The 11,805-nt window shown below is 34.9% G+C and carries 11 protein-coding genes; 8 read left to right on the forward strand and 3 right to left on the reverse strand.

All coding sequences use genetic code 11. The features are described 5' to 3' along the window. The first annotated feature begins 1,000 nt into the window (after positions 1 to 1,000). Positions 1,001 to 2,224, forward strand: a complete 1,224-nt coding sequence (locus V7068_RS09880) for an MFS transporter (protein ID WP_499712561.1) — start codon at positions 1,001 to 1,003, stop codon at positions 2,222 to 2,224. Positions 2,225 to 2,494: 270 nt separating this feature from the next. Here V7068_RS09880 and V7068_RS09885 read toward each other — a convergent pair whose 3' ends face one another. Then, positions 2,495 to 3,676 carry a NupC/NupG family nucleoside CNT transporter gene (locus tag V7068_RS09885; RefSeq protein WP_499712562.1) on the reverse strand — a complete coding sequence of 394 codons (1,182 nt, stop codon included), beginning with the start codon at positions 3,674 to 3,676 and terminating at the stop codon, positions 2,495 to 2,497. Positions 3,677 to 3,918: 242 nt separating this feature from the next. On the opposite strand from V7068_RS09885, the gene uvsE reads away from it, so the two are divergent. Next, entirely contained in the window at positions 3,919 to 4,884 is a 966-nt protein-coding gene (gene uvsE, locus V7068_RS09890) for a UV DNA damage repair endonuclease UvsE (RefSeq protein WP_499712563.1), read from the forward strand. Between the two features lie 115 nt (positions 4,885 to 4,999). On the opposite strand, the gene V7068_RS09895 is transcribed toward uvsE, so the two are convergent. Then, a complete protein-coding gene (locus tag V7068_RS09895) occupies positions 5,000 to 5,365 on the reverse strand; it encodes a carboxymuconolactone decarboxylase family protein (protein WP_499712564.1) in 366 nt (121 codons plus the stop codon). Between the two features lie 222 nt (positions 5,366 to 5,587). On the opposite strand from V7068_RS09895, the gene V7068_RS09900 reads away from it, so the two are divergent. From V7068_RS09900 to V7068_RS09915, 4 genes are all read left to right on the forward strand, one after another. Then, positions 5,588 to 5,806 (forward strand): transcriptional regulator SplA domain-containing protein, encoded by a 219-nt coding sequence (locus V7068_RS09900; protein ID WP_499712565.1) that lies wholly within the window; start codon positions 5,588 to 5,590, stop codon positions 5,804 to 5,806. 24 nt (positions 5,807 to 5,830) lie between these two features. Then, complete coding sequence (gene splB / locus V7068_RS09905) at positions 5,831 to 6,859, forward strand: spore photoproduct lyase (RefSeq protein WP_499712566.1); 1,029 nt, start codon at positions 5,831 to 5,833, stop codon at positions 6,857 to 6,859. Positions 6,860 to 6,958: 99 nt separating this feature from the next. Then, positions 6,959 to 7,132: an asparagine synthase gene (locus tag V7068_RS09910; RefSeq protein WP_127760159.1), complete on the forward strand. Its 174-nt coding sequence runs from the start codon at positions 6,959 to 6,961 to the stop codon at positions 7,130 to 7,132. A gap of 91 nt (positions 7,133 to 7,223) precedes the next feature. Then, on the forward strand, positions 7,224 to 7,646 hold the full coding sequence (locus V7068_RS09915; RefSeq protein WP_499712567.1) for a pyridoxamine 5'-phosphate oxidase family protein: 423 nt from the start codon (positions 7,224 to 7,226) through the stop codon (positions 7,644 to 7,646). A gap of 51 nt (positions 7,647 to 7,697) precedes the next feature. Here the strand turns inward: V7068_RS09915 and V7068_RS09920 are convergent, their stop codons facing one another. Further along, positions 7,698 to 8,759 carry a sulfite oxidase gene (locus tag V7068_RS09920; RefSeq protein ID WP_499712568.1) on the reverse strand — a complete coding sequence of 354 codons (1,062 nt, stop codon included), beginning with the start codon at positions 8,757 to 8,759 and terminating at the stop codon, positions 7,698 to 7,700. 415 nt (positions 8,760 to 9,174) lie between these two features. Between V7068_RS09920 and V7068_RS09925 the strand changes: the two genes are divergently transcribed. Further along, on the forward strand, positions 9,175 to 9,759 hold the full coding sequence (locus V7068_RS09925) for a DUF4878 domain-containing protein (RefSeq protein WP_499712572.1): 585 nt from the start codon (positions 9,175 to 9,177) through the stop codon (positions 9,757 to 9,759). Between the two features lie 687 nt (positions 9,760 to 10,446). Then, positions 10,447 to 11,742: an ATP-binding protein gene (locus tag V7068_RS09930; RefSeq protein ID WP_499712569.1), complete on the forward strand. Its 1,296-nt coding sequence runs from the start codon at positions 10,447 to 10,449 to the stop codon at positions 11,740 to 11,742. Positions 11,743 to 11,805 lie beyond the last annotated feature (63 nt).

The raw sequence follows: 11,805 nt of genomic DNA on the forward strand, positions 1-11,805 counted from the left end.
ACTACGCCGTTCAACCGGCGATACTTGTCTAGGATTACGATACCGCACTCTTTCTATGAAGAGTGTTGGTCGGCAGAACGTTGAACATTTTACGTGACAGACGTTTTTCCTGTCACAACCACCTATGTTCAGTTTTTAAAGAACATCCTATATACACCAAATAATACTATTTCGAATGCGTGATGTACAGAACATATTTTCGATAGTTTATCTGCACACCGTATTTGAGCGAACATTCATCCCATCCCTAAAGGGGAGGGCGAGCGCACCATAATGGGCTTTCTTTTCGCAAAACCCGTAAAAGGGGCAATAAATTAAAGGATTTAATATTAATTGAAGAAGTGTTTTATAATGTAAATTTTATCTATTGTATTAAAATTTAGGATTCTATATAAACAAGTCACTGAAATAATGAAAAATTTATTTTAACTTTATGGCATTACCAGTAGTAGTTTGTAACTCTACAAGTAAGAATAGTATATAAAGATAAGCGGTTTCAATAATACACGAGGTATTCTTTTTAAAAGCATTCATAAACATTTTCATAGGAATCTTCCTTTCCTCAATGTGATCTATACTAATATCATACTGATAATCCTATTTTAAATCTTTATTTGTGTTAGAATATGTGACGTTCTTTTTGTGCATATTTAAAGGGTTATATACGTGCCAATCTATATTGGTTGTAATAAAGAAAACGGAATAAGAGCAATTTCATCAACACTTACATTAAACTGAATTGGTTTGAGCCGTTGTTTGCAATACAGTGTTATGATAGTAAAAGGGTGTCCGTCCCGTTCAAATGTTTTACCGAGATGGTGGAGGCGTGAGAGGGTGTCAAAGAAAGTTTCGACATCATCAATCTCAAGTCAATTTTTATAAACGAAATAGAACACAAGAAAATTGAAAAATATGCTTAGAACTTGAAGAGAGGATATTTCTGCGCAATTATCCATTCATTCTCTTTACAAATTTAGGGGGAAGGAATAAGTAAGAAGTTATGAAACAAATTGAAGTTCAGTATCAGCCGAAATCACGCCTTGCTCTTCGCTCAAAAACGTTCAGGATGTTTACATATGGAAGTTTAGTGACTCGAGTAGGGGATTGGATGGATTTAGTCGCCTTAAATTGGGCAGTGTTACAATTCACGAATTCTCCGCTTCATTTAGGATTAATAAATGCTTGCCGTTTGGTTCCAACTTTTTTACTAAGTGTTCCGGGAGGTATCCTAGCAGATCGATACGATAGACGAAAATTATTAATTTGGCTTCAAGTAGGAATGATGTTATTGACGTTTTGTCTGGGATATCTTGTCGAGGAAAAACAATCATTTTGGATTTTTGCATTCATTGTCACACTACGGTCTATGCTTGCAGCTATGGATCCGCCCATTCGTAATGCGTTAATACCTAATTTAGTTCCTCGAAGCTCTATGACAAGTGCACTAGCTATTAATACAATGGTCATCAATCTTTCTCGTATTATTGGACCAGCTATTGCAGGATTATTGCTTGCCATTACTGATATTGCTAATTTATTTTATATCAATGCGTGGGGGACTTTAGGTGTACTATTCTCTTTACTTATGATTCGTTCTAATTCCTTTCCAACTCGTGATAAAAAGGAAGGGGAAAAAATAAGTCTTCGTGAGGCAGTAGATTATATAAAAACTCAACCATCCGTTCAATCTTTACTCATTTTAGCTATTGTACCTATGGTATTCGGGTTTCCTTATACAACGATGATGCCGTTATTTGCTAGAGATCTTTTAAACCTTGGACCTGAAGGGTTTGGAATACTTTTATCCGTTTCATCTATCGGGGCTATAGCTGGTACGACATGGCTATCTCTTGGTAAAGAGATGAAAGGCACAGGAAAGTGGCTGATTTCTTCTATTATAGGTTTCGGTCTTTCTTTGCTCTTATTCATGGGGAGTAACAATCTGTTTGTAGCAGGTATAGCTATGTTTCTTGTCGGATTAACGAGTCAAACCTACCGAACATTGAGCCGTATTACTTTACAGATGCAGGTTCCTGATCATCTGCGTGGGAGAATCTTGAGCATTGCCTTAATGGATAGAGGCTTTATTCCTTTAGGTGCAATCCTCATCGGTGCTATTGCTGCGTGGGCAGGAGCTCTATATGCAGGGAGTGTAATGGGATTCGGGTGTATTGTAACAACCATAGTCATTATATTGAGTAGACGTCAAATCTTGAAATTGTAGTTAGGCTGTAGATAAGAAAAATCCAAGGATTCATGAGCTAGACACCTGTACCCTCGAAAATAATATAATTCTGATAGGAATAATAAAATCTTTGCCGACCTATGAAAAACAAATGGAATTTTATATAGTACAGTTATTACATATGGAATAAAATAAATAGCAGATTATTTGTTAAAGTATGTGAATGACATGAGCGTGACTTCATAACTATCAAGTAAAGGGTTGTCCCAAAAGTCGATGAAAATCAACTTTTGGGACAACCCTTGTTTATTAAATAAATAATCCTACAACTGTTGCTGTAAGAATAGAAGCCAGTGTTGCAGCTAATAGCATTTTTAAACCGAACTTTTCAACAATATTCGCTTTTTCTCCGTTGATTGCCTGAATAGAACCACTGATGATACCAATTGAACTAAAGTTAGCAAATGAAACCAAGAATGTAGAGATGATTCCAACTGTTTTAGGATTCAACGTTTCAATCATAGGTTGTAATTGAAGCATAGCAACAAACTCATTTGTTGCTAACTTTGTTCCCATAATAGAACCAGCTGTTAGAATCTCGCTTGAAGGAACACCCATAATAAAGGCAACAGGTGCAAAGATGTATCCAAGAATTTCAGTGAAAGAAATCCCAATTGCGCCAGCAAATGCAGCGTTGATCAGAGCCATTAAACCTACATAAGCTACTAGCATGGCTGCTACAATCAGAGCAACTCTTCCTCCGTCAAGAGCACCTGCGGAAATAGCACCAAAGACAGAATCTGCCTGGGAAATATCCTTCACATGGATTTCTTCATCTTCATCTTTTCTAATTGGGGCCATAATACTGGCTATAGTTAAACCAGATAATGCATTTAACAGCATGGCCACTAAAACATATTGGGCTGGAATCATGGACATATATGCGCCCATGATTGAAGCTGACACTGAAGCCATGGCAGATGTAGATACAATAAACAATTTATTTCTATCCATTTTATCTAAATGCGTTTTAATGGCTAATAATGCCTCGCTCTGACCGAAGAAAATAGAGTTTACACTATTGAATGAAACGACTTTAGATAAGCCAGTTATTTTCGCTAAAGCTCCGCCAATATATTTAATAGCTAGAGGAAGAACTCTGATATACGTTAAAATGGATAATAGTGTAGATGTAAAAATAATGAGCATTAGTACATTGATAAAAAATACCGATGCACCCTCTGGAACTAAACCGCCAGTTACAAAATTTACACCTTCGTATCCATAGTTCAGGACTGTTGTGACGAAATTTGAAACAGCCTCCACAACCTTCAGTCCAACCACTGTTTTAAACATAATAAGTGTTATCACTAGTTGTAATACAAACAAGGTAATAATCGCTTTGTAGTTAATGCCTGTTTTATCATTTGATAATAAGAAAGCAATCCCTAGTGTAAGTAAGATACCTATAATAGCAATTAATATATCCATATATGTCATTCCCTCTTTGAGTTTTTGTCCATCCATTTCTAAGACTTTATTATTGCCTAAATAAATAGCAACATGCGTCTATTTACTTTTTGTGTTTTTGAGGAAACGTTGATTTATACGATTTTTAATCAGGCCTTGGATTTTAAAAGAGGGATGATAAGGTTATTTACTAATCTGAATTTTTTAGTTATTAGCTGTCTACCAATTCATCATTTACCCCATACTGTTGAAGAGGTGAAAAAATGACAATTGTACGTCTTGGTTACGTTGCTATGAGCATGGAACTGAAAAACGCATCCCCATCGAAAACAATGACTTTTTCCCAATTTGAAAAAATTAAGGATCGAGAAGCGGCAATTCGTAAATTGGAACGAATTGCGATTTCAAATTTACAAACGACACTTAGACTGCTGAAACATAATGCAGCTTCTGATATTCATTTTTATCGTTTAACTTCCCGTCTTATTCCGTTAGCCAATCATGAAGAACTTCTTGATTGGGATTATATGAAACCCCTAAAAGAAATATTGCTTGAAGTAGGGGATTTTGCTAAAAAGCATAAAATTAGAATTGACTTTCATCCAGATCACTTTGTTCTTATTAATTCTTTAAAAAAATCTATTTTAAAAAATTCAATAAAAACATTAAAGCTGCATTATTTATTATTAAAAGGGATGGGGATTGATCCGACGCATCGCTGTGTCATGCATGTTGGAGGCAATTATAAGGAAACGGAAAAATCACTGGAACGTTTTGTAGACAATTGGATGCTTGTCCCACGTTCTATTCAAAAAATGATTATGCTTGAAAATGATGATACTTCTTTTACTTTAGATGACACACTTTATTTATGTGAAAAATTAGGGATTCCTCTTGTATTTGATTATCATCATCACCTGGCTCATCATCGTCACGCTAATTGGGAAGATAATTGGGATCGTGTCATACACACATGGGATGACTCTCCACTACCGATTAAAATGCATATTTCAAGTCCGAAAAACGAAAAAGCGTTTCGTCATCATTCAGATTATGTCGATGTGGATATGTTTTTTAGATTTTTAAAAGAGGTTAAGGGAAGTGTCCCACAAATTGATTGTATGATTGAGGCTAAGAAAAAGGATGAAGCGCTTTTTCACTTAATGGAAGAAGTAAAAGTACGGGATGATGTTGAAATTATTGATGGATCTTCCTTTCGTTTGAAATAAATACAATATTTTTGTGAAAATATGAACTATACAAGCGTGGCTCAAAAGGGTATATATTCAACCTTTTAAGCCACGCTGTGTTCATAATCCATATAAAGAACTCAGCGAAATAGTCCTATTGCTTCAGCTGATTTAGTTCTTGAACACATTCTTGGACAAGCGTTACAGCTTGGCTCATTGTTGCTCCGCCGCCAAATGCTGCGGTTACTCCAACTGTTTCAAAGATTTCTTGCTCTGAGCAGCCTTGGTCCAAACATCCTTTAACATGATAAATAATACAATATTCGTCTTGAGAATACAGACTTATACCAAGGGCAATTAGTTGTTTTTCTTTCTGCGATAAAACCCCTTCTTTAAAACATTCTTCTGTAAAAGCATTAAATTGTTGAGCGAGTGCAGGCATTTTCTCGGTAAATAGTCCTAAACCAGCTTTATAATGATGCAGGGCAGCTTCTGTAGAGTTTCTAGCTTCAAATTCCATACTTATTCAACTCCTATAATTCATTAATGCTAAGTTAGTATGAGCTAAATTAAAAATAATTAATCCATATTCACTTTTCAATCTTGAGGTTTTGTTAAATTAATGCCGCTTCCCTCTTCCTTTTACACCGCTCGATACAAACGCTTCAATTCCATAATCAAGTAATTATATTTTTTTATTCTCAAGGAAGAATGATAATAAATCCTATTGGATGGTGATTAGGTGGAGTCTTACAAGGCAGGAGATATTGTATATGTATTTTATCGAAATCCGCATACACAAGATGTAGCTAATATACAAGAAGCGACGATTGTTAATAACCCTGAGAGCCCAGGTGAATTAGCTTTATTTTTGTATGAGACATATTATCCATTAACAAATGAAACAGCTGTATATTCAAGCCAAATAGAAGCGGAACAAGCTTATCAACAGTTCTTTTAGAAGAATTAAAAAGGGGATTCTAGAATGAATAAACCGTTTACACCCCAACTCGTATATTTTGAGCCAAACGCTTTGGAGTATCCATTAGGAAGAGAGCTTAAAGAAAAGTTCGAAAAAATGAATATAGAAATTCGATATACAACGTCTCATAATCAAGTAAGGAATTTGCCTGGTGAAAATGATTTTCAAAAATATCGAATTGCCAAGTCTACGCTTGTCGTTGGAATAAGAAAAACGCTCAAATTCGATACTTCTAAGCCGTCTGCTGAATATGCGATTCCTTTTGCGACAGGCTGTATGGGACATTGTCATTATTGCTATTTACAGACTACAATGGGGAGTAAACCATATATTCGTACGTATGTAAATGTTGATGAAATTTTGGAGGCTGCCGATCAATATATGGCAGAACGTGCACCTGAAATGACAAGATTTGAAGCATCCTGTACGTCCGATATTGTAGGAATTGATCATTTGACTCATACGTTAAAGCGTGCAATTGAACACTTTGGAGAATCAGAGTATGGAAAGCTAAGATTTGTGACTAAATTTCATCATGTCGATCATTTACTTGATGCTAAGCATAATGGAAAAACAAGATTTCGATTTAGTGTCAACGCTGATTATGTGATTAAAAACTTTGAGCCGGGAACTTCTCCGTTGGCTAAACGGATTGAGGCAGCAGGTAAAGTAGCAAGAGCGGGTTATCCACTAGGTTTTATTGTTGCACCCATTTATCTTCATGAAGGATGGCAGGATGGCTACTATCATATGTTTGAGCGGCTCGATGCAGAATTGCCTGCAGAAGCAAGGAAAGATATAACATTTGAATTCATTCAGCATCGTTTTACGAAACCAGCTAAGAAAGTAATTGAAAAGAACTATCCGATGACTAAATTAGAATTAAATGAATCAGCAAGAAGATATAAATGGGGGAAATATGGAATAGGAAAGTACATTTATCAAAAAGAAGAAGAGGAAGATATTAAAAGTCATTTATATTCTTATATGGAGAAATTTTTTCCCCATGCTAAATTAGAATACTTCACATGATATTCGCGGTAAGCCTTTATATGCCCCCGTATATTTCTATATTACCCAGGTGAAAATAAAATAGGTGTTTAGGCACTACTAACTTCGGGGTGGAGGGAAATTACAATGCGCGAAGGCTTAATTCCAACTGTATTAGGTACAGCTGTATCCACAGCAGGTTATATGTTGAAACAAAAACGAGGCTCTAACAAAATGGTGGCCAATACTATTTTTGGTTTTGGTTTAGCACATGTCGTATTAGGGGTAATTGACCTTGTTGAACACCGTAGTTAGAAAGAAGGCGAGCATGTATACGCTCGCCTTCTTGAGATAATTAAATTATTTTCACAGATCATAAATAATTGTGTAAAAGGAGTAAATATTAATGAGCCAACAAGATTTAAAAAAAGAAGTAGTTGAAATTCTCTCTAATCATAGAACAGGTGTCCTTTCATCTGTTGAAAATAATAAACCTCATTCACGTTATATGACGTTCTATAATGAAGACTTAACCCTATTTACACCAACGAAAGCTGATACGGAGAAAATAGAAGAGATAGAAAGAAATCCAGCTGTGTCTGTACTGTTAGGTTACGAAGATAAAGGGCAGAGCGATACGTATGTTGAAATTGCTGGAACGTCTACAATTAATAATTCGGAACAGCTAAAAAAGCAATTTTGGGATGAATCCTTTAACAAATGGTTCGATGGCCCTGAAGATCCGAACTATGTATTTCTACAAATACAGCCTGAAACGGTTCGTATCTTAAATAATCAAGGTGAACCACCTCAAGAGCTTCATTTATAAACCTCTTTTACGCTAAGTAGCGATGCTTTATGAGTAAGCATCGCTACTATATTATTCAATTTTCACAGTAATCTTTGATACAGCATTATAACCATATCCTTTTCGATTCCAAAACGGGGTTAAAGGCTGTACGTTACCTGATGAATCTTTAGCCCTTACGTAAATCATATATTCCCCTTTGTTATCAACTTTCCAATCGAAGAACCAACTTGACCAAGAATAGGGCTGATTTGGCAATTGATTTAATGTTGTTTGCAGCCATGTTTCCCCCTTATCGAAACTTAACTGTACTTCGGTGATTATTCCTTGTCCAGACCAAGCAATTCCTTTAACTTGGTGTGCACCAGTATCTAATATGGAAAGGTTCAGTGGTTGTTGTATGAGTGAATTAACGTTCATTATTGTCACAGGAAATGAATCTTTATCACTGTTTTTGTACGGATAATACATATAATCATCTGTTTGGAAGGGCCCTTTAAAAGAATGATTAATTACTGTAATCTTTCTTAACCATTTTACAGAAGCCATCGCGTACCAGTTAGGAACAATTAAACGGAATGGGTAACCATGTTTAAAAGTGAGCGGTTTATCATTGTATTGAAAAGCAATCATTGTATCAGGATGCAATGCCTTTTCCAAAGGAAGGCTTCTTTTGAAAGAAACTTTTTCTTTTACATCTGTTCTATTGCCAAAATCAGCTCCTTGAAAGACAACTTCTTGGGCATCATTAGTGAGTCCCACGTATTTAAGGAGGGCGTTTAAAGGAACACCAGTCCACTTACCTTGACTTAAAGCTCCTTCCTCCCACTGTTCTCCATATACTTTTGGAATAAAATGTGCTCGTTTATTTCCTGAACATTCAAGGGGGACTATAAGAGATCTTGTGGGCATAGACAATAATTCGTAAAAATGAAAAAAGCGTGGTTGAGAAACATGACCAGTAATTTGTAACCCAAAATGGTGCGGGCTAAGCAACGGGTAAGGGAAGTGATTTCTACGATAAAAGTATTTAATGGGTGTTTGCCAGTTGTTAAGAAAATGAATAGGTGATTCTTGATTTTCTGGAGTAAGATTTTTAGTTGTTAAATAAGGCTTTTTGTCCTCACTTTTCATTTTTTCACCTCTCTCATTCTCTATGATATTTCTAATACAAGAAGATAGACTATAATTCCATTATTCATGTCAGACCGTAAGATCCATGTTTATGTAAAAATGCAAATTCGTATGATTGCAATAGATTTCTGGGCGAGTGCAGAGCATGAAATTTACAATATTCATCTCATCATTAATATGGCGCCATTTTTGATTAAGCTCAGCTGTTGTATTTGCAGCTTCTTTTAATTCTCGGGTTAAATGTCCTCACCCCAACGGTTCTGTTCTTTTGTCTCTTAAGTCCTGGTAGTTAATGGGTGTAATCCTATAAAAGAATTTGTTATGTTACAATAGTTTTAAATGATTAATAAATTTATATATCAATAGGGGGAAATATATCTTGAAGAAATTGAGCAAGAAACTATTATCTGGAATTATGGTTGCAGGATTGACCGTTAGCATGTTGGCAGGATGCGGGTCACCGAAACCAACCGATACTGTTAATGATTTTATGACTTCTATCCAAGAGGGCGATTTTGAAAAGGCAAGTACATTTGTCGATACAAAAGCAACAGAGGATTTCGACTTTAAAAACTTAAATGAAGGAAAAGCTGAGGGAATGGATGTTGACAAGCTTTTTAAATCATTAAGTAAAACATACAAATTTGAAAAGCCAGTTGAAGTGTCAAAAGAAGGGGAGACTGCAAAAGTTAAAGTGGAAGTAACGTCTGTGGATTTCGCAGTTGCAGTAACTTCAACAATTAGCGAAGTCATGCCAATGGCCTTCGGGATGGCGTTCAGTGAAGATACAGAAGAGGCTGATAAAGCAATGGATAAAATGATGGAGACCACTCTTATTAAACATTTGACTGCTGAAGATGCTTCTATGGCAACTCGTGAGGTTACATTGAACTTGAAGAAGGACAAAGAAGGCGAGTATAAAATTGTTTCCGATGAAAATCTGATGGAAGCAGTAATGGCAAACGCAGGAACAATTGATGAGATGTTTGGTGAAGAGTAATAAGTATAAGAAACAGCTGTTGTTGGTACTGATCGTACCGACTTCAGCTGTTTTTTGTTTGGCTTTGTTAGAGGGTGTTGTTGATTTTTAGCGAAAATGAGTTTTACACAATATTTTATGAGTTAATTAGATTTACAATAATATAAACCACAAGAATTCTTTTATTATAGTAACTGAAAATGGAATATCTAACGAAAATAAAATGAGAGCGGGCAAGGTAATATATAGAATTAGTTGTGTTAGTATATCATTAGTGTTTTCATTTAGGGTTCCGGTTTTTCTTACGATAAATCCCAATATGGCAATGCTATAAAGGACTAACATTTCTTGCACAAATTCCCCAGATGAATACATGATGACTGCCCCCTTTGTGCATTATATGGGCTACATACCTAGATGGTTATTAAATGTCTATATTTCATAAATGGTTTCCTTGGTTTTAATCATCCATTACATAGAATACAGCCGAATGTTTGAATAGTCCTTGTTCAACCTATCTGTTAGTGAAACAAGATAGGGAGCTCCTTTAATGGTAGCTCCCTAATTTTTTATAGAATTATCAACATTTAAGTTTAACAGAGCCTTGTTTCAAATAAAATTCCAGTATTTTATTTGAAATATTGTAATAATAGGGGATTTATATATGGTAAAATATTATTAATAATTTTTATACTAGGAGCATTACAAATGTATGCGATTCTTATCAATGTCTTATTTCTATTAGTTGTGTTACTTATCACACAACACATTTTAGAAATTTATACAAAGAAACTAACAAGGAAATTAATAAAAATCTATTCGTTTCTTGCAGGTTTGATATCAATCTTTTTTTGTATGACTTTTCCGTTTTCTGTAAATGAAGGGTTTATCGTTGATATTCGCATAGTTCCTTTTATTATGGCAAGCTTGTATGGCGGACCTTTGGTAAGTGTTGGATTATATGTGTTTATAGTTCTGTATCGATTTATTATAGGTGTAGACTTTGGTTTTTGGGGTACTATTTTGAATTATAGTGTCATACCGTTGCTTACTTTTATTTGTTTTAAAAGATTTATAAAATCGGAAACCACTCATAAATTACTGATTTCTTTAAGTGTTATTATTTTTCATTTATCATTAGGTTACTTTATTTATAGTAATATATTTGTTTCACATACGCCATTAAACATAACTTTACTAGGAAATCTTATTAAAATTACATGTATTATACTTTGTGTTTTGACTCTCGAAAGAATAAGGCTGAATTACCAAATTCGAAATAAAATAGTAGATATTGAAAAGATGGAAATCCTAAGTCACTTAAGTGCATCCATATCACATGAGGTTAGAAATGGTTTAACTGGTGCGAAAGGGTTCATGCAGCTTTTGAAGGAAAATGAAGGCGATCTCCAAAAGCAAAAATATATTGGAATTGCATTGGATGAATTAGAAAGGTCGGAAATTATTATTCGCGATTTTCTTACTTTCGCTAAGCCTGCTCCTGAAAAAATAGAAAAAATAAACATGGAACATTTTTTGAATTATATAATTGAATTAGTTAGTCCTATTTCCAATATGAACTCTATAAAAGTTAAAAAGAGTCTCTCTCCTTTTTGGATTATAGGCGATAGAAGAATCATCCAGCAGGCATTTTTAAATATTTTTAAAAATGCTATTGAGGCTATGCCTAATGGTGGGCAATTATTAATATCTATGAACTCTCATAAAAATATGTATGAGATTTCTATTGAAGATACAGGAGTCGGAATGGATCGTGAACAAATTGAGAGATTAGGAAAACCGTACTTCACTACAAAAGGTCAAAAGGGAACAGGACTTGGAATGATGGTTGCTTATCGTGTAATTGAGGAGTTAAATGGGAAAATCAAAGTAACTAGTCAAATAGGAAAAGGTACAACATTTACTATATATTTACCACGTTCATTTCATAATAGTGAAAACGTTATAATTGATCCGAGTGTTTCTGACCACTCCCATGGCTAAAGCCGCTGAGGTTCTTTCTCACAAATATCCCACTTATCACCTTCCATAAGAAGAGGCAGAGGC

It is taken from the genome of Bacillus sp. JJ634, from assembly GCF_036962285.1.
Taxonomy (GTDB): Bacteria; Bacillota; Bacilli; order Bacillales; family DSM-1321; genus Peribacillus; species Peribacillus asahii_A.

Coding starts and splice junctions, on each gene's coding strand:
- V7068_RS09880 (WP_499712561.1), top strand. CDS start 1,001: ATGAAACAAATTGAAGTTCAGTATCAGCCGAAATCACGCCTTGCTCTT.
- V7068_RS09885 (WP_499712562.1), bottom strand. CDS start 3,676: ATGGATATATTAATTGCTATTATAGGTATCTTACTTACACTAGGGATT.
- uvsE (WP_499712563.1), top strand. CDS start 3,919: ATGACAATTGTACGTCTTGGTTACGTTGCTATGAGCATGGAACTGAAA.
- V7068_RS09895 (WP_499712564.1), bottom strand. CDS start 5,365: ATGGAATTTGAAGCTAGAAACTCTACAGAAGCTGCCCTGCATCATTAT.
- splB (WP_499712566.1), top strand. CDS start 5,831: ATGAATAAACCGTTTACACCCCAACTCGTATATTTTGAGCCAAACGCT.
- V7068_RS09915 (WP_499712567.1), top strand. CDS start 7,224: ATGAGCCAACAAGATTTAAAAAAAGAAGTAGTTGAAATTCTCTCTAAT.
- V7068_RS09920 (WP_499712568.1), bottom strand. CDS start 8,759: ATGAAAAGTGAGGACAAAAAGCCTTATTTAACAACTAAAAATCTTACT.
- V7068_RS09925 (WP_499712572.1), top strand. CDS start 9,175: ATGGTTGCAGGATTGACCGTTAGCATGTTGGCAGGATGCGGGTCACCG.
- V7068_RS09930 (WP_499712569.1), top strand. CDS start 10,447: ATGTATGCGATTCTTATCAATGTCTTATTTCTATTAGTTGTGTTACTT.